The following is a 20,270-nucleotide window of genomic DNA, read 5'->3' on the forward strand; positions in this document are numbered from 1 at the left end:
GGACAATAATGACTAAGAAATTGACCGCAGCTATTGTCGGTCCGGGAAACATCGGTACTGACTTGCTCAAAAAGCTGCTCCGTAAGTCCACAAACATCGAACCCATCTACATGGTGGGCGTTGACCCTAAGTCCTCCGGTCTCAAGCGGGCAGAGGAACTCGGAGTTACCGCATCAGCAGATGGCGTCGATTGGCTGCTTTCGCAAGAGGTTCTTCCCGATATCGTCTTCGAGGCAACGTCGGCAGGTGCACACGCAGCCAATGCCCCGCGTTACCGTGAGGCCGGTATTCATGCCATCGACCTGACACCGGCTGCCGTGGGTCCTTACTGCTGCCCCTCGGTGAATCTGGACGACCTCGAAGCTGTAGACAATGTCAATCTCATTACCTGTGGTGGCCAGGCTACGACGCCGATTGTTTCCGCAGTAAGCCGTATCGTGCCGGTCGAGTATGCCGAAATTGTCGCATCCATCAGTTCGCGTTCTGCTGGTCCAGGCACCCGCGCAAACGTTGATGAGTTCACCGAAACTACAGCAAAAGCATTGGAGGAAGTTGGGGGAGCCAAAAAGGGTAAGGCAATCATCATCCTTAACCCTGTGGAACCACCAATGAAAATGCGCAATACCGTTTACTGCTCCTTGCCGTCTGAGGCTGCTGTGCCAGGAGAGCTGCAGGATAAGATTCGCGCATCTATCCAGGAAATGGTTGAGACCGTGCAGGGCTATGTCGATGGCTACCGCCTTACTGCTGAGCCACAGTTCGACGAAGCTACCGAGGCATGGAACGGCTGGGGCCGGCTTACCGTGCTCATTGAAGTTACTGGCGCAGGCGATTTTTTGCCTGATTACGCCGGCAACTTGGACATCATCACTTCGGCCGCGGTAGCGACCGGCGACCGCTACGCTGACCTGCTGCTCAAGAAGCAGGTTGCCGCCTCGACTACTGCTTAAAGGACTGACAATGACTAAGATTCGTTTAAACGACACTACGCTGCGCGATGGATCGCACTCCGTTCGTCACCAATACACCGAGCAGCAAGTGCGCCAGGTAGTACGCGCGCTGGACGATGCCAACATCCAGCTCATTGAGGTCACCCACGGTGACGGGCTCGGCGGTTCGTCTTTCAACTATGGTTTTTCCAAAGTTTCTGACTTAGATCTGATTGAAGCTGCCGTTGATGAGGCAAAGAACGCCAAAATTGCAGCGCTCTTGCTGCCCGGTCTTGGCACCATCGACGATTTGAAGGAAGCGCATGCCCGCGGCGCCGGCATGGTGCGTATCGCTACGCACTGCACCGAGGCAGATGTTTCTGTGCAGCACTTTCATGCAGCTCGCGAACTCGGCATGGAAACCGGTGGCTTCTTGATGCTCTCGCACCGCATCAGCCCGACCGACCTGGCAAAACAGGCGCGAATCATGGTCGATGCTGGTTGCCAGTGCGTATTCGTCGTGGACTCTGCCGGCGCTTTGATTATGAATGAAGCGAAAGACCGAGTTTCCGCACTCTACGATGCGATCGGCAACGACGCACAGGTTGGCTTCCATGGCCACCAAAATATGTCTTTCGGAGTCGCCAATTCCGTATTGGCTGTAGAAGCCGGAGCTTCGCAGATCGATGGCTCCCTTGCTGGGCTTGGTGCAGGAGCAGGCAATACCCCCACCGAAGTCGCTGCTGTGGCTTTTGAGCGGTTGGGCATCGAAACTGGCGTGGATACTGAGAAGATTCTCGACGCAGCTGATGTGCTCAAGAATATGGTTGACCGTCTACCTTCGATGGACCGCGGCTCGATCGTGCAAGGCCAAATGGGCGTATACAACTCCTTCTTGCTCCACGCCGAACGCGCCTCTGCACGGTATGGAGTACCAACCGCAGAAATCTTGGCAGAAGTTGGTCGCCGCGGCTACGTAGGCGGTCAAGAAGACATGATTATCGAGGTCGCACTCGATTTGAAGAAAACGCACGCAAGCGTTTAAGCCCTTAGAAAGGAATCCTGACATGACTGTTGAAATCCCTAACTACACCACTGACGAATTCTTCGGACTCGAGGACAAGTGGATTGAGACCGCCGAGGGCGAACTGACTCACTACCACGAACTGGGTGAAGGAACCCCGATTCTATTTCTCCATGGCTCTGGCACGGGCGTCACTGCTGCTGCGAACTGGTGGCTAAACTTGCCTGAGCTCAGCGAGCACGGTCGTTGCATCGCAATCGACTCGATTGGCTATGGCCAAAGTATCGCGGCCGATGATGTTCAGTACGGAATCAAGGAATGGGTCCGCCATGCAGTACGTGTCCTTGACGCTTTAGGAATTGAAAAAACTTGGATCGTTGGCAACTCCCTAGGCGGCTGGCTCGCGTTCCAGTTCGCGCTCGATTACCCAGAACGACTGCTCGGTATCGTATCCATGGGTACCGGTGGTGCGAAGCTGACCAAGGCGCTCAAGGGCCATTCCAACCCAAACTTGTCGGAAGAAGGAATTCGCGACACCCTCGAGTTATTTGTTGTTAACAAAGAACTTGTCACCGATGAGTTGGTGAAACTTCGTTACCAGTCAGCGCTAAACGACACTGCATCCGACCGTCTCAAGGAAGTCGTCGCTGCTCGCGACCGCGACCGTAATGAAGTCCCGCTCGACTTCGAACGTCTTGCCAAGCTCGAAATACCTGTGCTGCTTATTCACGGAATGCAAGACCATGTCATTCCGGTTTCTCGCACTTGGGACATTCTTAACACCATCCCTAACGCGGATGCACATATCTTCTCTCAATGTGGACACTGGTCCCAGGTGGAGCGCGCTGATGAATTCAACGAGGTAGTCGGCTCGTATATCTCCCGCCGCATTTAACGCACCGCTACATTGCAATAGAAAAAAGGCCTGTTAGAAGCTCTCCCTGAGCTTCTAACAGGCCTTAAATATGCTTTGAGGTAACACGATAGGTCCAGGTTTTAGTAGATGAAGACCTTATCGCCGATTTGCAGGTTGTCCCAGTAGCGCAGGGCGGCCTGCTGTGGGAGACGAACACAACCAGCTGAGTCATACGCTGGGTCACCCATGTGGAAGGCGTGTCCGTTGTTGGTGAAGTAGATTGCGTATGGCATTGGTGCGTTGTTGAACTCGTAAGAGATCTCGTCTTTTACCTTGCGGTTGACGTAGAAGGTACCGCGTGGGGTATCTTGACCAGGCTTGCCAGGAGCCATGGAAGGCGCAACGTAGCTAACCTTGCCGTTGTTTTGCAGCCAGGTACGGCGGCCGTCGATGTCAACACAGACATCCGCGTCAGCTGGACAAGGGCCGACATTGAAGGAGCGGGCCTTACGTGCGGCCTCAGCCTTGCGCGCAGCCTGTTCAGCGCGAGCCTTCTCAGCAGCTACCTCTGCCGCACGTGCCTTACGGATAGTAGCCAAACGCTGCTTTTCTTCACGCTCTTTCTGAGCACGCAGCCCAGGGAAAGTGATGTCCAGAGCGTTATCAATGACTGGCTTGATTTGGCGAGCTGCGTTCGGGTCAAAGTCGCTTACCTGCTTCAAGAAAGCATTACGTGAAGCCCACGCATTTTCACGTGGCTGCTTGAGTACTTCATCGAAGGTGATATCGGTGGAACTTTGAGCAAAATCGGGAACCTGCGGAAGCGCAGGCTGGGCCTGCGCTGCCGGAGATGCTCCCAAAAGCGCGACCGCGGTGGCTGCCGAAGCAGCAAGCGCTACGACCGAGCGACGGATACCTGCAAAGCTGGTTTTCAACATGGCAAGAAGTATAAACCTTCCTGCCAAGTTTCGCATAGTTATTTAATAGCGCGGCGTCAAAATACGCGGACCATTTGCCGTCGCGGCAACAGTATGTTCCCAGTGGGCAGCCCACGAACCATCTTCTGTGTAGACCGTCCACTCATCATCCGCATCAACGAAGTTATCTTCGGTGCCAAGAGTAATCAGCGGCTCAATCGCTAAAACGGAACCTTCTTGAATCAAAGGGCCGCGGTTGGCTTTGCCTTCATTCGGCAAGAAAGGATCTTCATGCATGGTGCGGCCAATGCCGTGGCCCCCGAAGCCATCAACAATGAAAAGCTCCACGTCCCACTTTGCTTCAGCTGCATAAGTCGCTAATTCAATAGCGTGGGAAACATCCGTCAGGCGATTGCCCGGCTGCATAGCTTGGATGCCTTGCTCCAAAATCCACGCGGTGGCATCGTTAAGCTTTTGCGCATTGGGCGCAAGCTCGCCGATACCGAAAGTCCACGCGGAATCCCCCACCCATCCATCAAGGGTCGCGCCACAGTCGATAGAGACTAAGTCGCCCTCTTTCAAGATGTGTTCTTCATTCGGAATACCGTGCACGATGACGTCATTGATTGACGTACAAATGCTGCCGGTAAAGCCCCCGTATCCCAAAAATGTGGGGATAGCGCCTGCTTCACGAATGGTTTGTTCCGCCAGGAGGTCTAGGTCCATGGTCGAAACACCGGGCTTGGCAGCCGCTTTAACGGCCTGCAGAGTCCTACCAACAATCTCACCGGCGGCTTGCATGGCGTCGAGCTCACCTGCGGTACGCGCAGGGATGAGGTTTTTGCGGCTGCGTCGTCCCATTTACTTGCCGATAGCTTTCATCGCGGAGTCGTTAATTTCTTCGATGGTGCCCTCAGCGGTGATGTCGATGATCTTCTCACCGTAGTAATCAATCAACGGCATGGTCTCATCGCGGTAGACCGACATGCGGGTGCGGATGGTCTCTTCATTGTCATCTGCGCGGCCGCGAGCAAGCATGCGCTCAACGACAACATCATCAGAAACCTGGAAGTTCAATACACCATCGAGGACCTGATCCTTCTTAGCAAGTAATTCCTTGAGAATCTCTGCCTGCTCAACGGTGCGTGGGAATCCATCGAGCAAGAAGCCGTTAGCGGCGTCGTCCTGCGACAGGCGGTCTTCAACCATGCGTGCAGTGACGTCGGTAGGTACGAGCTTGCCAGCATCCATGTAGCTCTTAGCCTCAACACCTAGTGGGGTGCCTTCGCCAATGTTCGCGCGGAAGAGTTCGCCAGTAGAGATGTGTGGGATGTTGAGCTTTTCGCTCAGGATAGCTGCCTGGGTGCCTTTGCCAGCGCCGGGAGGGCCGAGGAGTACGAGTCGCATTACTTTAGAAGTCCTTCGTAGTTGGATTGGAGTAGTTGGGATTCAATTTGCTTGACCGTAGTCAATGCTACGGACACAAGAATCAGAATAGCGGTACCGCCGAAGGCAGACATGCCGCCACCCGAGCCTTGTCCGCCAACGCCCATGTCAAGCAGGACATTTGGCATCACGGCAATCAGGGCCAAGTAGATAGCACCGACGAACAGCAGACGGTTCATGACGAAGCCCAAGTATTCAGCGGTTGGACGGCCCGGGCGGATGCCTGGGATAAAGCCGCCGTAGCGCTTCATATTATCGGCCTGCTCAGCTGGATCGTACTGAACGGAGACGTAGAAGTACGAGAAGAAGATCGTCAGCACGAAGTACATCAAAATGTACTGCCAGGATGATGGTGCCTGCAGCCACGCGATGACGTTGCGCTGCCACCAGTTATCCGGCGGAGTTGCTTGTGAAGAGTTGACGATCTGGGTGATCAGAACCGGCATGTAAATCAGCGACGATGCGAAGATGACTGGAATAACACCAGCCTGGTTGACCTTCAGTGGCAGGTAGGTCGAAGAACCACCATACTGACGACGTCCAACCATGCGCTTGGCGTATTGGACTGGGATGCGGCGCTGGCCCTGCTCGATGAAGGTAATACCAACAACAAGCACCATGATGCCCACCACGACCATCGCAAAGACGAGGCCACCGTTGTTCTGCAGAATCTGCACACCATCGGTTGGAAGGCGCGTTGCAATACCGGCGAAGATCAAAAGCGACATACCGTTGCCGATACCCTTTTCGGTGATCAGCTCGCCCATCCACATCACCAGCACAGCACCAGAAGTCATGACGATGACCATGACAATGAGCGTAAACAGGTTGCGATTTGGATCCAGCACTTCTACCCCTTGGCCGAGAAGCTGCTGACGATCCGCCAAAGCCACGATGCCTGCGGACTGCAAAAGTGCCAGTGCCAGAGTCAGATAACGCGTGTACTGCGTCATCTTGGACTGGCCGGACTGACCTTCCTTCTTCAATTGCTCGAAGTGCGGAATAACAACCGTGAGGAGCTGGACGATGATCGACGCCGTAATGTACGGCATGATGCCGATGGCGAAGATAGACAGCTGCAACAGTGCGCCACCGGAGAACAGGTTAATGACCGAGTAAAGGTCGCCCGATTCTTGGGTGAGCTGTCGAAGCTGCGCTGAAATACTTGCGTAATCCACTCCCGGGGTCGGGATTTGGGCACCGATCCGGTAAGCAATGATCATTATGAGGGTGAAAATGATCTTCTTCCGGAGATCGGCGTCCTTAAATGCCTGAATAATGGCGGACACAGATGCCTCCTGAGACTTCCCTACCGGGCCAAGGTCTGGCAGGAGGAAAGCACACTAAGTTAAGTTTCGCTATCAATTGTTACTCATAGTGAGCACAACTTACACAACAGTCAAACAGTACCAGCCTTTAATAGTTAGGTGGTACTTAGGTACGGTTTTATGCTCGCTCAACTTTACCTGCTTGCAGTGACAAGTTCTCGTCGATGTGACGTATTCCTTTGTCAAAGACGCAGTGACTAGAGAGGGATGAAAACAGCGAAAGGGCCCTATGAGAACATTGCGCTCTCATAAGGCCCTCTAGTGGGTCTTAAATTGACCTACTACTTGGTTGCGGTGGTCGAGCCACCAGCAGCCTCGATCTTTTCTACTGCAGACTTGGAGAACTTGTCTGCGGTGACGTTCAGCTTGACGCTGATTTCGCCTTCGCCCAGAACCTTGACCGGCTGCTTAGCTCGGACCAGGCCAGCGGCAACGATGTCAGCTACTGCGACGTCGCCACCCTGTGGGAATGCTTCTGCCAAATCCGCAACGTTGACTACCTGGTAGGTAATCTTGTTTGGGTTCTTGAAGCCCTTGAGCTTCGGCAGACGCATGTGAATTGGCATCTGACCACCTTCGAAAGCAGCCGAAACTTGCTTACGAGCGTGAGTACCCTTGGTACCACGACCAGCGGTCTTACCCTTTGAAGCCTCACCGCGGCCAACGCGGGTCTTTGGCTTGTTTGCACCCTTGGTTGGGCGCAGATCATGCAGCTTGATGATATCAGCCATGGTTTATCTACTCCCCTGCCACTTCTTCGACGGTGACCAGGTGACGTACCTTGTTGGCCATACCACGGATGATCGGGGTGTCCTTCTGAATAACAGAATGGCCGATGCGCTTAAGACCCAAAGCCTCAATGTTTGCGCGGTGGTTTGGCTTGGTACCTACCAGGCCCTTTACCTGTGTAATCTTCAGAGCCATTGGATTATGCCTCCTGTCCTGCGCGCTGGCGCAGCATACGTGCTGGAGCGACCTCTTCCAAGGACTTGCCACGACGTGCGGCAACCTCTTCAGGGCGGACCAGCTGCTTTAGGCCATCCACGGTTGCGCGGACGACGTTGAGGGCATTATCGGAGCCGAGAGACTTCGACAGGATGTCCTGGATACCAGCACACTCAAGTACTGGACGAGCAGCGCCACCAGCGATAACACCGGTACCAGGAGCTGCAGGCTTCATCATAACGATGCCGGCTGCGTCGCGACCCTGGACTGGGTGGGTGATGGTGCCGCCAACCATTGGAACGCGGAAGAAGTTCTTGCGAGCCTCTTCTGCACCCTTCTGGATTGCAGCAGGTACTTCCTTAGCCTTGCCGTAGCCAACGCCAACCATGCCCTGGCCGTCGCCAACGATGACCAGTGCGGTGAACGACATGTTGCGTCCACCCTTCACGGTCTTGGAGACGCGGTTGATGGTTACAACGCGCTCGATGTACTTATCGCGCTCGTTGTCCTGCTGGTTACGACGATCGTCGCGACGGCCGCGGCCGCCACGGTTGTTGTTGTTTTCGGCGGAGCGTCCGCCGTCACGCTGTTCACGGTCCGACATTAGGCGTTCCTTCCGTTGATGTTTCCGTTGACCATTAGAACTTCAAACCACCTTCGCGAGCGGCGTCTGCAAGAGCTGCGACGCGACCGTGGTACTTGTAGCCTGCGCGGTCGAAGACGACGGCTTCGATGCCGGCTTCCTTGGCACGAGCAGCAACGAGTGCGCCGACCTTAGATGCCTTAGCCTTCTTGTCGCCTTCCAGTGCGCGCACATCAGCTTCCATGGAGGAAGCTGCAGCCAAGGTGTGGCCAGCCAAGTCGTCGATGACCTGGACGTGCATGTGGCGGGAGGAGCGGTGGACAACCAAGCGTGGAGCCTCTGGGGTACCACGCAGGGTCTTGCGGACGCGGAAGTGGCGACGAGCACGTGCTTCGCGACGTCGGGTGGAGATGTCCTTACCGACTGGGGTGCGCTTTGCGGTTTCAGTGTTTGCCATTGCTTACTTACCCGTCTTTCCGACCTTGCGACGGACCTGCTCGCCAGCGTAACGGATACCCTTGCCCTTGTAAGGATCATCCTTACGCAGACGACGGATGTTCGCAGCGATCTGTCCGACGATTTGCTTGTCAATACCGGAGATGGACAACTTGGTGGTGCCATCGGTAGCGAAGGTAATTCCCTCTGGAGCCTCAATGAGGATCGGGTGGGAGTAACCCAGAGCGAACTCCAGGTCCTTACCCTTTTGAGCTACACGGTAACCAACACCGAAGATTTCCATCTTGATGGTGAAGCCCTCGGTGACACCAACGACTGCGTTGTTGATGAGGGAACGCGACAGGCCGTGCAGTGCACGGTTCTCGCGGTGGTCATCTGGACGGACAACGCGAATTTCGTTGTCCTCAACGACAGCGGTGATTGGAGCAGGGATCTCAACGTTGAGGGTTCCCTTAGGGCCCTTGACCTCAATGGCCTGGCCATTGATGGTGGTTTCTACGCCATTCGCCAAAGCGATGGGTGCCTTACCAATTCGTGACATTGTGCATACCTCCCTATTACCAGACGTAGGCGAGAACTTCTCCGCCTACGCCCTTCTCGGTAGCCTGACGGTCGGTCAGCAAGCCGTTGGACGTGGAGATGATAGCCACGCCGAGGCCGCCTAGAACCTTTGGCAAGTTAGTGGACTTTGCGTACACACGCAGACCTGGCTTAGACACGCGGCGAAGACCCGACAGGGCGCGCTCACGGTTGTTGTACTTAAGCTCCAAGGACAGGTTGTGTCCTTCGACGGAGTAGTCAGCGATGTAGCCTTCCTGCTTCAAGATTTCAGCAATGTTTGCCTTGATCTTGGAGGTCGGCATGGACACGGTGTCGTGCTGCGCATGGTTTGCGTTGCGCACGCGTGACAGCATGTCCGCGATTGGATCTGTCATGGTCATAGTTAGGTGACCGTTTGCCTTTCTTGTCGCGGTTCCCGTAACTCACCTGCGTTTTCCGTGTGATTTCGGGCGACTTACGCTCCCATCGGTCAGTACCGGTGGGCGCTCGCTACCCTTTGATGCATACACGGGCCGCTTAATTTGGCGAGGGGCCTACAACAAAGTAGATGTATTAAAATCGTGCTCGGAGTAGCTTGTCAAAGCCGCTTTTCGCAGGTGAACCGCGTCAGCGCCTTCATGGTGCTAGTCCGAGGTGCTACGTTACCGTTTTAGCTGGCGTTTTCCAAAACACTTGCGGTGAATTTCACATGTTTTGATTTTCTCTAGAAGTACTACAGTGTGGGTATGAGTAAGTCCTCTGATGACCAAGCGGTGCAGACCGCGCATGAATGGCTCGTGGAAGCATCCACCGCACTCGGTCTTGCGCCTGATGATGTCACCCCACACATCCGCGCATTGCTAGCACTAACTCGCGATGTCGCGCACAATCGCTCCCGTCCGGCTGCGCCTTTAACCTCCTTCTTGGTTGGTTTAGCCTCGCAGACTCCACAGGAGGTCGAGGAGAACATCGAAAAGCTAAGCACGTTAATCAATGGGTCGCAGAGTGACCACCAGGAAATTTAAGGAGAGCTAATGGCAGGGCGATTGAACCAAAACTTCGCGGTCACGCGCATGCGGCGGACCAATGATGGCGCTGGGTGGGAAGAAGATACCCGTGCCGATAGTGTTACCGCCGAAGAGCCGCTAGAGATTCGCGTCGGGCATCAGACGATTACCACCACCATGCGTACGCCGGGCAATGATATTGAGCTTGCCCATGGCTTTTTGCATTCCGAAGGCCATATTCGCACGGTGGAAGATATCGCCGTGGCGCGGTATTGCGCGGGCACCAATGCGCAGGGTGAGAATACATATAACGTTCTGGACGTGCAGTTAGCTAATAACGTCGTCTTGGCGCCTGAAGCAATTCGCTTGACGATGACAAACTCCGCCTGCGGCGTATGCGGCACGTCATCCATTGAAGAATTGACGCATAAGCTTTATCACCCCATCCCCGAGGTGGGCCTAGACCCGGAACTGGCTGCTACGCTGCCGGAGAAGTTGCGCGAATTCCAGAAGCAATTTCGCAAGACCGGCGGAATCCATGCCGCCGGCGCCTTTGATTATGAGGGCAATCCAATTGTGGTGCGCGAGGATATCGGACGGCATAACGCAGCCGATAAAGTCATCGGACACTTGATTATGGAAGGCATGCTGCCAGCCAACGACCTGATTTTGGTGATGAGCTCCCGCGCGTCATTTGAGCTGGTGCAAAAGGCTGCGATGGCAGGGTTTGGCACGTTGATTGCCGTATCCGCTGCCTCCTCACTCGCGGTTGAAACCGCCCGCGATCTGGGGATGAACCTAGTGGGTTTTGCACGCGGTGACCGTTTCAACCTTTACTCCGGCCGGTTAAAAGCTAATCGCGATACTCCTGTGGCCCCTTATTAAGCCACGCGTAAACTCCGCCCATCAAAATACCGCCGCCGAGGAAGTTGCCGGCCCAGACCACTACCCAGTTCAGCCCGATAGATCCTGCGGTCATGGCGGCAGGGATCGGATCGGAGGAGAACAAGGTAATAACCATGACGCAGAAATTCGCGACGACGTGCTCGGTAGAAAGCCCGACAAAGATCGCAATAATCGGCACAATAGCGAAGAATTTAGAGACCACTTCTTTGGATAAAATGCCGCCGATAATTGCCATGTTGACGACGAAGTTGGCCACCATGCCTTCGACGAACATGCCCTCGATGGATTTATCAACCTTGCCAATGGAGATGGTGGACAACAAGTGAGACGGATCCATATCAGCGAACTTGGCTGAAACCCCCAAGGCTGCGCCAACCAGTACTACCCCGATGAGGTTGTAGACCGTGGTGAGAAAGACAATCCACACGGCTTTGCCCCAGCTGACTTGCTTGGTCGCTGCTGCGTAGCTGAAAAACATCATCGAGCCCGTGGCCAGCTCTGCTCCTAGAACCACAATTACGAAAAGGCCCAAGCCGAATAGCGATGCGAAAACCATCGCACCTAAACCAGGCGCTAGCTGCTCAACCGCCTGTCCTGCCACGCCCGCAAACGCTGTGCCCAGTGCCAGGTAGGCACCGGCGAGTACGCCGCGGGTTAAAAATCTTGGCTGATCTTGGTCAAACAGGATAACTTTCTTGTCAACAGCAGCTGCAACTGATTCATTCAAACTCAAAATAGGTGACTTCCCGGCAGAAAGGTCCCACGGTTAGAGAGCCATATGACTAAAAGCCACATGTTCTCTAGCCGCGCGGAGGATGTTTTTGATTTGTACTACTTTAGTGGCTTACTTACGGAGCGACCGAATTAGTTCCACTTCAGCTTGGCTCGCAGATCCAATGATCCCCAAGGTCTTCTTCAACTTGGCAATACGCCGTCGCGTATCGGCAACCATAGTCGCTCGCATCCACCTTTTCGCCTTGATCCCACCGAGAGATTCCACACGTTCGAAAGCGTGTGCATCCATTTCATCGTAGCAACCGTCATAAGCTATCAACTCCGCACGCAGCATCCACGCTGCATTTTGATTGTGAAGACTCTGAGCATGCCGGTCGATCATGAGAAGTTGGTCCAGGCTCAATCCACGTGCCTGTGCCGTCTCGATAGTTAGTTGCTGCAAGCGCGGTGAGTTGGTGGGACCGAAGAAGACATCTGCGAGCTCGGTGTAGCTCTGGGCTGTGTCTAGCGTCATTCCTTCATCAGCCAGCTCCTGCGCTGAGTATCCAAAAATTTCGCGGAGGATTTCCATCCCGTGGGTCTGAAGATAAACGAATGCCTGGTATGGGTCGTTGGGTACTAGGTCGTCTTGAACTGCGTCTGATTGAAATGTGTTCATGCCCTTAACCTAAGTTGATAGCGCAAACACATTCCACCGTCACTCGACAATTTGGCCAGTTACTCACATGACATATCAACTAACCGTGTGAGTTATCCACAGGCAGTGTTCCGCGATCAAAAAATCCGCCAGCCACTTAACAGGGCTGGCGGATTTCTTAAACGCTATTTACTTGAATGGGAAGCCAAGCTCGCGAAGCAGCTTGCGGCCTTCCTCATCGTTGGTAGCGGTGGTAACAACGGTGATGTCCATACCACGTGGGCGGTCAATCTTGTCCACGTCGATTTCGTAGAACATGGTCTGCTCAGACAGACCGAAGGTGTAGTTACCGTTGCCGTCGAACTGCTGGTCAGACAGACCGCGGAAGTCACGAATACGTGGCAGCGCGATGGTCAGCAGACGGTCGAGGAATTCCCACATGCGGTCGCCGCGCAGGGTAACGCGAGCACCAATTGGCATGCCTTCACGCAGCTTGAAGTTCGCAATGGACTTCTTTGCGCGACGCAGCTGTGGCTTCTGACCGGTAATGAGGGTCAGATCTTCCAAAGCACCGTTGATGACCTTGGCATCACGGGCAGCGTCGCCGACGCCCATGTTGACAACAACCTTGACGACGCCAGGGATCTGCATGACGTTGTCGTAGGAGAACTCCTTGTTAAGAGCATCCTTGATTTCCTCGCGGTAGCGAGTCTTTAGACGAGGGGTGTAGTTCTCGCTCATTTTTAGATGTCCTTCCCGTTGCTACGCGCGATACGGACCTTCTTGCCGTTTTCATCAAAACGGTAGCCGACGCGGGTTGGGTTGCCCTCGGAGTCAACAATCGCAACGTTAGAAACGTGGATTGGAGCTTCCTGAGTAACAATGCCGCCGGACTCTGCGCCACGCTCTGGAGCAGAGTTTGCAACGTGCTTCTTGATGCGGTTAACGCCCTCTACCAGGACGCGCTCACGCTTTGGGTATGCCTCGATGACCTTGCCCTTCGCGCCCTTATCTGGGCCCGAAATGACAATCACCATATCTCCCTTATGAATCTTCATAAGATTAGATCACCTCCGGTGCAAGTGAAACGATCTTCATGAACTTCTTGTCACGAAGTTCACGAGCAACAGGGCCGAAGATGCGGGTACCGCGTGGCTCGCTGTCGTTCTTCAAAATGACAGCTGCGTTCTCGTCGAAGCTGATGTAGGAACCATCTGGACGACGGGTTTCCTTCTTGGTGCGGACAATAACAGCGCGAACAACTTCGCCCTGCTTTACGTTGCCGCCTGGGGTTGCTTCCTTGACAGTTGCGACGATGGTGTCGCCAATGCCAGCGAAACGTCGTACGGATCCGCCAAGAACACGGATGCACAGAATTTCACGTGCACCAGAGTTATCAGCGACTCGCAGACGCGATTCTTTCTGAATCACTATGGGTCTCCTGACCTGGATTAATGTGTGTCAAAATTTCCGACCTTGACACACGCGGTCTTTTGCTTTCAATGCACCGGCGGGAATGAGGCACAAGCCCATTCGAGTAAATACAGCGTGGTTCGGAAACGCACCACACCGCGCATTTACCGCGCAATGCAACCTAAGCATTAAACCACACCCACACCCCCTACTCCAAATCCCCTAACCTGCAGGTCAAAACGCCGGGGTGTATTTCGCCATCGGCTCAATACACCCCAATGGCTACAAATCACGACTGCCTCAATACACCCCAAAGGAAATCAATCACGACTGGCTCAATACACCCCAAAGGCACTACATTACGGTGGCTTAATTTTCCGCCAGTTCTGTGGCTGCTGGCGCAAATGCCGCGAACGGATCCGTGACCACTAGTTCACGTCGCACAAAACGAAATTGTTTGGCCGGACGGCCGCCTGCACGGCCAGGACGCGACAAGTTTCCCGTCAATTCCAACTGCCCGCGACGTTTAAGCACGCGCTGCAGGTTACTGACCGCAACCGGATATCCCAAGACCGATTCGTAGGCCCGCGCCAATTCCGCGAGAGTAAATTCTTCCGGGCAAAGCGCAAAAGCAATATTGGTATAAGACAATTTGCCGCGCAGTCGCGCTACCGCTTCAGCGACAATTTCGCCGTGGTCAAAAGCCCAGTCTTGCTCCAAGTCGACGAAGGATGCATCGCTAAGCTCGTCCCAGGCGACCAGGCCGACGTGAGCTGTCGCAATAGTACGGTCGAAAGGGTCGCGATCCAGCGCCGAGTGGGTACTTAGTTGCTCCATAAAGTTCACAGGCACACCGATATGGCGTCGAATGGACTGCTCGATGGTTTCATCAACTTCCAAGGGCCCCGACGGCAAAGCCCACTTGCCGGCAAATGGTGCACGCTCACGCCGGTGAGCCATAACTTGCAGCCCCTTGTCGAAATTTATCCGCATGATCGCAGCAATTGCCTCGTGTCGGTATTTCGCTGCCCCGAGCTCATCACGCAGGGGCCCTCGCGGCTGTGGTGATAACGCGCCTTGGTCCATAAGCTCACATGATAGCCCTAATATAAGGGGATAACTTCTATCGTGACACAAGGTGGGCACAGAATATGACTTCAGGGCGCAACTATTCCCGGCGCACTACTTCGCGCACCCCTTCGCCGCAATATCAGCGTCCGCCGTCTCGTGAACAACGCGGTCGCGGCACGCTTGGCCCGCGCAAGACTTTTCGCCAAAAGCTTGTCGATGCCATCTTCCGCATTCCTCCACGGATGCGCCTTTATATTGCGGTTGCACTATTGGTAGTTATCATCGTCAGCCTGCTCACCGCTGTCTTTTCAGGCGACAGTGAAGAAGACGCAGCTGCCCCAGTTGCAACCACCACGTCTCCTGCCCCACTCGATGTTTCCGTGAATCCCTCGAAGCCCGTGGAAATGTATATCCCTTCTTTGGACTTACGTGCGGAATTTGAACAGGAAAGCTGTGCAACTACTGATGGCGCAATCGACCCAGAATCCATGTCGAAGGCGTGTACCTATACCGCAGATGACAGGCCTTATTCCCTGCCAGGCACTGATGCCTCTGACATTGTGGTGATTGCTGGGCATACCGGCGCGGGCGTGCCAGCAGTGTTCAACGACCTATACGACGGCAGTGCGGACAAACACCAGGTCCATATCGGCGATGAGCTTTTTATCCGCACAGAAGAATCGGGCGATTTGTGGTTGGTCTATGAAGCAACCGACTTACACGAGCCGGAAAAGTCAGGATTATCACAGTCAGAAGAGATCTGGGGTACCTCAGCTACACCCGGGCGTTTGCTAACCATTAGTTGCATCCAGCCCGCGAATCTTTTGCAGGCGGCAGTGAAGAATGCGGTTGTGGGCTGGCAATACGACCGTATTGTGGATGCCATTTAACCACGACACCAAGAAACAATCTGTTACCAATGTTAAAGATGTGAAAGAAGTTGTAATAGTTTCTGGCGTGTCGCTGTGTGGCATATGTGAATGATGTTGATATTGTCTCTGATAGTGCGTGTGGGGCCTCTGTGGATCTCGTTCCGCGCATTTACACACAACGTAATTAGGAGAAACAGTATGAAGCGTCTTGGCACTTCCCTAGCCGCAGCAGCGCTAACTGGCGCAATCGCATTCGCTGCTATTCCAGCAAATGCATCTGAAGGCGCGGTCCCGCAAGAAACCACCACCCTGGGGGATCGTGGCGTCAACGAGGAAAACAACGATGGCGATCGCGAAAACGAGCGCGAACGTGAACGCGAGCGCGAGCGTGAGCGTGAGCGTGAAGGCGAAACACCTTACGACGGCGGATCCAAGTCCCGCGTTGAGTGCGCCGATGGCGAAGACTCGACCCTAAACATCAAGTGGGATGAAGAGCGTCCAGAGTCCTTCGAATACGATGGCATCACTTGGTTCCTGCACGAAGATGGTGAGCACTACGTCACCGACTCCGCTAACCGTGGCGGCGAGCTGTCCGAGCAGGATGAGTTCAAGTCTGACCAGGCTGCAGCGAAGAAATTCGGCTACAGCTGTGACTACGAAGGTTCCGACGGAGACCGCGAGCGCGATCGTGACCGCGACCGTGAGCGTGACCGTGAGCGTGAGCGCACCCCAGGCAACGAGAACAACCGCGAAGAGTGCGAGTACAACGAGAACGGCGAGCGCGAAGGCGATAGCGAAAACTGCGAGACCACCACTTTGGGTGACCGCGGTATCAACGCTGAAACCGGCGACAACACCGTAGCGCGCGTACTGGCTGCCCTAGCTGCAATCTCTGTTTTGGGAGCTGCTGCATTCGCAGCTCGTCGTTTCCTCACTGCTTAATTAGGCGAGGTCCTTAAATTCGACACTCCTGGCGTTGAGGTAATCACCTCAACGGCGAACGCGGATTTGCAGTAAAACCCGAATCCCCCTTCTTGTCCAACAGGACAGCTTCCACTTGGAAGCTGGAGTCAAGAAGGGGGTTTCGTTATACCTACAGTCGCCTATAGTCTTCTGCACAAGCTTCTGTCATATGGAATTCCTTTACACTGAGTTGCTATGACTTACGCGTATCGCCCGAATTTTCACATCACCCCACCATTTGGCCGGCTCAATGATCCCAATGGCCTTTTCATTGAAGGCGACCGACTCCACGTCTTCTACCAGCACGACCCTGCCTTTCCCGAGGGACTAAAGCGCACGGGTTGGGGACATGCATCAGTAAGCATCCACGAAGCACAGCTTCCCCTGCACCACCCAGACGCCCTGTATCCGGACGCCGATTACGACGCCCATGGCTGTTACTCCGGCGGTGCGGTGAAAGATGGCGGTGATATCTGGCTGTTTTATACCGGAAACCTCAAAGTCGATGACACAAGAATCCCCAGCCAAAACCGCGTCCACGCCAGTTCGCCCAATCACCCGCTGGGCGGCACCTACCGCAAAGACGAAGCGAATCCGTTAATTCCGGACGCACCGGCAGGTTTCACTGGGCATTTTCGCGATCCTCACATTGTTCGTGATGGCAAGCGTTGGCGCATGGTGCTAGGGGCGCAGACCGCGCCTGAAACAGAGAAGGAAGCGGGGTCGGAAACCGGAGCTATTGCTGTTTATCATTCTGATGATCTGAAAGCCTGGGACTTTACTGGCTCGCTAGACTTCGATCTCACGCACGCGCAGCCAGGCCTTAGTCCAGACATTCTGCCGGGCGGATACATGTGGGAATGCCCGAATTTGATATCGATGCTCGATCACAGTGACGGGCGCATGTACGATGTGTTGGTCTTCTGCCCACAGGGCCTTTCGCAGCAGGGCGAGCATTATGTTTCTTCCGATCAGTGTGGCTATATCGTGGGCCGCCTTGAGGGAACAACGTTTCATGTCACCCGTGGGTTCACGGAGCTAGATTACGGTTTTGAATTCTACGCCCCGCAGTTGCTTAGCGATGGCGATGATGCCATCACTATCGGTTGGATGGGCCTGCCAGCACAAGATGATAACCCTACTGTTGCCGCTGAGGGCTGGGTTCATGCGCTCACCCTGCCACGCCGGACAACACTGCACGGTGGGGTGCTTAAGCAGGTTCCGCTATTTTCTGTCCCCGAAACCCCAAGAACTCAAGGATTCGGCGCGACAGCTACCGCATCTTGCGAACATGATGAAACACTTTCGCTAGTCGATGCCTCCTCCACCCCACTACTGTCTGCATGGCACGAAGATGGCAAGCTTCATCTTCGGCGCCATTTAGCCACTGGGGATGAAACGCGCAGTGTCGTGAGCACGGCAGGTGATATCACCGCGATCGCCGATGGCTGCACGGTTGAAGTGTTCAGCGAAGGTCTTGCGCTGAGTGCGCAAATCTTTGGTCCGTGGGAGAAGTGGGCATAATAAACCACACAAACAGAAACTTTTTATCCCGAATCTGTTGCTTTATATCCGAGTGATGTGTGTAATAAGAAGAGATCCAGTTCTGCTTACCTCACAAGGACGTACCTCATGGACCATAAGGAAGTTGCCACCAGAGTGCTTAATGCGCTCGGTGGCGAAGACAATGTCATCGGCGTTGCCCACTGCGCCACCCGGTTGCGGGTGGTGGTGAAGGATAATGGGGGCATCGACAAGCAAGCTCTTGACAACGACCCGGACTTGAAAGGCACTTTCGAAGCCGGAGGAATGTTCCAGGTCATCGTTGGCCCCGGCGATGTCAACGTTGTCTTCCGAGAGATGGCGCAGCAGGCAACAAAAGATATTGCTGTGTCTACCGACAAGCTCAAAGACATTGCCGCGAATTCAGGCAATTGGTTCTCACGAGGCATTAAAGTCCTGGCAGACATCTTCGTGCCGCTGATTCCAATTCTGGTTGGTGGTGGTTTGTTGATGGCCATCAACAACGTGCTGACGCAACCAGGTCTGTTTGGGGAGCAGTCCATTATTGAGATGTACCCCGCGTGGGAGGGCACCGCGGGGCTAATTAATACCCTAGCCTCGGCGCCATTCGCGTTCTTGCCTGTGCTTGTAGGCTTTACCGCCACCAAGCGTTTCGGCGGCAACGAATTCTTGGGCGCCGGGATCGCGATGGCGATGGTCATGCCGGACTTGGTCAACGGCTACTCCGTTGCCGCCGCGATGGAAGACGGATCGATGACCTACTGGGACATCTTCGGCTTCGATGTTGCTCAGGCCGGCTACCAAGGTTCGGTTCTGCCGATTCTTGTCATTTCCTGGGTACTTGCGACATTGGAGAAGTTCTTCCATTCCAAGCTCAAAGGCACCGTGGATTTCCTTGTTACGCCAGTCCTGACTTTGCTGATTACCGGCTTTATCACGTTTATGGCCCTTGGCCCTGCCCTTCGTTGGGTAGGTGACCAACTAGCCTACGGACTGGCTAATGTCTACGATTTCGCGGGCCCTGTCGGCGGTCTGCTGTTTGGTTTAGTCTACGCGCCGATCGTCATTACTGGTTTGCACCAGTCCTTCCCACCAGTAGAGACCATGCTGTGGACCCAGGGTGGCTCATTTATCTTCCCCATCGCGGCAATGTCCAACATCGCCCAAGGTGGTGCGACGTTGGCCGTTTACTTCCTAGCCAAAACCGCGAAGTTGAAGGGTCTTTCTGGTGCTTCGGGTGTTTCCGCACTGTTCGGAATCACCGAGCCTGCCATGTTCGGTGTGAACCTTCGCCTGCGCTGGCCGTTCTACGTCGCTATCTGTGCATCCGCTATCGGCGGCGCACTCGTAGCACTATTTAATGTGCTCGCCACCGCACTCGGCGCCGCCGGCTTTATTGGATTTGTCTCCATCCAAGGCTCATCGGTACCGGCTTATCTTCTTATCTGTGTCATCACACTGGTTGTCTCCTTCGCGGGTGCATATATCTATGGCCGCGTGTTGCTTAGCCGAAACGGAACCATTGACCCGGACGAGGACGCAGGTACTACCCGAACGGCCGCATCCGGAGCCGATGCTTCCGCCGCACAGAAGCCATCTGCCCTCCCTGCTGACGACGCCACCATGATTGTGTCCCCGCTACACGGCACTGCAGTGGAGCTAAGCCAAGTAAGCGACCCCATGTTCGCCGCTGGGAAACTCGGCGATGGCGTTGCTATCGAACCAGAAACCGGCAAGCTACTCTCCCCCATCGATGGGAAGGTCACCGTCGCATTCCCTTCCGGTCATGCCTACGCAGTCCGCGGAAAAGACGCAGACGGTAACAACATCGACATCCTCATGCACATCGGATTCGACACGGTAAACCTTAAAGGCGAGCACTTTGTTTCCCACGTGCAAAAAGGAGACCAGGTCAAAGCAGGCGACCTCTTAGCCGAGTTCGACATCGCTGCAATCAAAGCCGCCGGCTACCCCGTAACAACACCAGTAGTGGTCTCGAATTCCAAGAAGCTCGGACCTGTTCTGCCTGCAGCTGGAGCAGGAATTACCGTTGGCTTCGGTGATGATCTGTATACCGTGGATCCTGCTGTCCCGGCAACGGTTTAACGAAGAGATTTT

The 20,270-nt window shown here is 54.7% G+C and carries 25 protein-coding genes; 9 read left to right on the forward strand and 16 right to left on the reverse strand.

Annotation, left to right across the window (positions count from 1 at the left end):
• Nucleotides 1–8 precede the first annotated feature (8 nt).
• Genes C5Y44_RS01885 through C5Y44_RS01895 form a run of 3 tightly spaced genes read left to right on the forward strand, consistent with a single transcriptional unit; the run spans nt 9 to nt 2,848 of the window.
• A complete protein-coding gene (locus tag C5Y44_RS01885) occupies nt 9–950 on the forward strand; it encodes an acetaldehyde dehydrogenase (acetylating) (protein WP_105323412.1) in 942 nt (313 codons plus the stop codon).
• 10 nt (nt 951–960) lie between these two features.
• Nucleotides 961–1,974, forward strand: a complete 1,014-nt coding sequence (gene dmpG / locus C5Y44_RS01890; RefSeq protein WP_199185957.1) for a 4-hydroxy-2-oxovalerate aldolase — start codon at nt 961–963, stop codon at nt 1,972–1,974.
• Between the two features lie 22 nt (nt 1,975–1,996).
• The gene (locus C5Y44_RS01895; protein WP_105323413.1) at nt 1,997–2,848 is read left to right on the forward strand and encodes an alpha/beta fold hydrolase; all 852 of its coding nucleotides are present in this window, start codon (nt 1,997–1,999) and stop codon (nt 2,846–2,848) included.
• Nucleotides 2,849–2,949: 101 nt separating this feature from the next.
• Here the strand turns inward: C5Y44_RS01895 and C5Y44_RS01900 are convergent, their stop codons facing one another.
• The 10 genes from C5Y44_RS01900 to rpsH all read right to left on the reverse strand — a co-directional run bounded on the left by C5Y44_RS01900 (nt 2,950) and on the right by rpsH (nt 9,425).
• Nucleotides 2,950–3,747, reverse strand: coding sequence for a L,D-transpeptidase (locus C5Y44_RS01900; protein WP_105323414.1), 798 nt, complete (start codon nt 3,745–3,747; stop codon nt 2,950–2,952).
• A 42-nt stretch (nt 3,748–3,789) separates the two neighbouring features.
• On the reverse strand, nt 3,790–4,587 hold the full coding sequence (map, locus tag C5Y44_RS01905; RefSeq protein ID WP_105323415.1) for a type I methionyl aminopeptidase: 798 nt from the start codon (nt 4,585–4,587) through the stop codon (nt 3,790–3,792).
• Nucleotides 4,588–5,133: an adenylate kinase gene (locus C5Y44_RS01910; protein WP_105323416.1), complete on the reverse strand. Its 546-nt coding sequence runs from the start codon at nt 5,131–5,133 to the stop codon at nt 4,588–4,590.
• Complete coding sequence (gene secY, locus C5Y44_RS01915; protein WP_105323417.1) at nt 5,133–6,461, reverse strand: preprotein translocase subunit SecY; 1,329 nt, start codon at nt 6,459–6,461, stop codon at nt 5,133–5,135. Before secY ends, C5Y44_RS01910 begins: the two co-directional genes overlap by 1 nt.
• Before the next feature lie 320 nt (nt 6,462–6,781).
• On the reverse strand, nt 6,782–7,231 hold the full coding sequence (gene rplO, locus C5Y44_RS01920; RefSeq protein WP_105323418.1) for a 50S ribosomal protein L15: 450 nt from the start codon (nt 7,229–7,231) through the stop codon (nt 6,782–6,784).
• Nucleotides 7,232–7,238: 7 nt separating this feature from the next.
• Nucleotides 7,239–7,424: a 50S ribosomal protein L30 gene (rpmD, locus tag C5Y44_RS01925; protein ID WP_066792449.1), complete on the reverse strand. Its 186-nt coding sequence runs from the start codon at nt 7,422–7,424 to the stop codon at nt 7,239–7,241.
• Nucleotides 7,425–7,428: 4 nt separating this feature from the next.
• A complete protein-coding gene (gene rpsE, locus C5Y44_RS01930; protein ID WP_066792448.1) occupies nt 7,429–8,049 on the reverse strand; it encodes a 30S ribosomal protein S5 in 621 nt (206 codons plus the stop codon).
• Nucleotides 8,050–8,083: 34 nt separating this feature from the next.
• The gene (gene rplR, locus C5Y44_RS01935) at nt 8,084–8,485 is read right to left on the reverse strand and encodes a 50S ribosomal protein L18 (RefSeq protein WP_066792447.1); all 402 of its coding nucleotides are present in this window, start codon (nt 8,483–8,485) and stop codon (nt 8,084–8,086) included.
• 3 nt (nt 8,486–8,488) lie between these two features.
• The gene (rplF, locus tag C5Y44_RS01940) at nt 8,489–9,025 is read right to left on the reverse strand and encodes a 50S ribosomal protein L6 (protein ID WP_066792446.1); all 537 of its coding nucleotides are present in this window, start codon (nt 9,023–9,025) and stop codon (nt 8,489–8,491) included.
• A 16-nt stretch (nt 9,026–9,041) separates the two neighbouring features.
• Nucleotides 9,042–9,425, reverse strand: a complete 384-nt coding sequence (rpsH, locus tag C5Y44_RS01945; RefSeq protein ID WP_066792445.1) for a 30S ribosomal protein S8 — start codon at nt 9,423–9,425, stop codon at nt 9,042–9,044.
• A 345-nt stretch (nt 9,426–9,770) separates the two neighbouring features.
• On the opposite strand from rpsH, the gene C5Y44_RS01950 reads away from it, so the two are divergent.
• Entirely contained in the window at nt 9,771–10,049 is a 279-nt protein-coding gene (locus C5Y44_RS01950; RefSeq protein ID WP_105323419.1) for a DUF6457 domain-containing protein, read from the forward strand.
• A gap of 9 nt (nt 10,050–10,058) precedes the next feature.
• The gene (gene fdhD / locus C5Y44_RS01955; protein WP_105323420.1) at nt 10,059–10,916 is read left to right on the forward strand and encodes a formate dehydrogenase accessory sulfurtransferase FdhD; all 858 of its coding nucleotides are present in this window, start codon (nt 10,059–10,061) and stop codon (nt 10,914–10,916) included.
• Here fdhD and C5Y44_RS01960 read toward each other — a convergent pair.
• The 6 genes from C5Y44_RS01960 to C5Y44_RS01985 all read right to left on the reverse strand — a co-directional run bounded on the left by C5Y44_RS01960 (nt 10,885) and on the right by C5Y44_RS01985 (nt 14,808).
• A complete protein-coding gene (locus tag C5Y44_RS01960) occupies nt 10,885–11,670 on the reverse strand; it encodes a formate/nitrite transporter family protein (protein ID WP_105323421.1) in 786 nt (261 codons plus the stop codon). The two genes, fdhD and C5Y44_RS01960, sit on opposite strands and share 32 nt — an antisense overlap.
• 111 nt (nt 11,671–11,781) lie before the next feature.
• Nucleotides 11,782–12,330 carry a hypothetical protein gene (locus tag C5Y44_RS01965; RefSeq protein ID WP_105323422.1) on the reverse strand — a complete coding sequence of 183 codons (549 nt, stop codon included), beginning with the start codon at nt 12,328–12,330 and terminating at the stop codon, nt 11,782–11,784.
• A 168-nt stretch (nt 12,331–12,498) separates the two neighbouring features.
• On the reverse strand, nt 12,499–13,050 hold the full coding sequence (gene rplE / locus C5Y44_RS01970; protein ID WP_066792440.1) for a 50S ribosomal protein L5: 552 nt from the start codon (nt 13,048–13,050) through the stop codon (nt 12,499–12,501).
• A 2-nt stretch (nt 13,051–13,052) separates the two neighbouring features.
• Nucleotides 13,053–13,367 (reverse strand): 50S ribosomal protein L24, encoded by a 315-nt coding sequence (gene rplX, locus C5Y44_RS01975; protein WP_003848104.1) that lies wholly within the window; start codon nt 13,365–13,367, stop codon nt 13,053–13,055.
• A gap of 4 nt (nt 13,368–13,371) precedes the next feature.
• Complete coding sequence (gene rplN, locus C5Y44_RS01980; protein WP_105323423.1) at nt 13,372–13,740, reverse strand: 50S ribosomal protein L14; 369 nt, start codon at nt 13,738–13,740, stop codon at nt 13,372–13,374.
• A 351-nt stretch (nt 13,741–14,091) separates the two neighbouring features.
• Entirely contained in the window at nt 14,092–14,808 is a 717-nt protein-coding gene (locus C5Y44_RS01985) for an NUDIX domain-containing protein (protein WP_105323424.1), read from the reverse strand.
• A 65-nt stretch (nt 14,809–14,873) separates the two neighbouring features.
• Between C5Y44_RS01985 and C5Y44_RS01990 the strand changes: the two genes are divergently transcribed.
• The 4 genes from C5Y44_RS01990 to C5Y44_RS02005 all read left to right on the forward strand — a co-directional run bounded on the left by C5Y44_RS01990 (nt 14,874) and on the right by C5Y44_RS02005 (nt 20,258).
• The gene (locus C5Y44_RS01990) at nt 14,874–15,683 is read left to right on the forward strand and encodes a hypothetical protein (protein WP_105323425.1); all 810 of its coding nucleotides are present in this window, start codon (nt 14,874–14,876) and stop codon (nt 15,681–15,683) included.
• Between the two features lie 180 nt (nt 15,684–15,863).
• Entirely contained in the window at nt 15,864–16,607 is a 744-nt protein-coding gene (locus C5Y44_RS01995) for a hypothetical protein (protein WP_105323426.1), read from the forward strand.
• Nucleotides 16,608–16,823: 216 nt separating this feature from the next.
• The gene (locus C5Y44_RS02000) at nt 16,824–18,152 is read left to right on the forward strand and encodes a glycoside hydrolase family 32 protein (RefSeq protein ID WP_105323427.1); all 1,329 of its coding nucleotides are present in this window, start codon (nt 16,824–16,826) and stop codon (nt 18,150–18,152) included.
• Nucleotides 18,153–18,260: 108 nt separating this feature from the next.
• Nucleotides 18,261–20,258: a sucrose-specific PTS transporter subunit IIBC gene (locus tag C5Y44_RS02005; RefSeq protein ID WP_105323428.1), complete on the forward strand. Its 1,998-nt coding sequence runs from the start codon at nt 18,261–18,263 to the stop codon at nt 20,256–20,258.
• Nucleotides 20,259–20,270: the final 12 nt, after the last annotated feature.

Origin of the sequence: Corynebacterium sp. J010B-136, assembly GCF_002967075.1 — a bacterium.
Taxonomy (GTDB): domain Bacteria; phylum Actinomycetota; class Actinomycetes; order Mycobacteriales; family Mycobacteriaceae; genus Corynebacterium.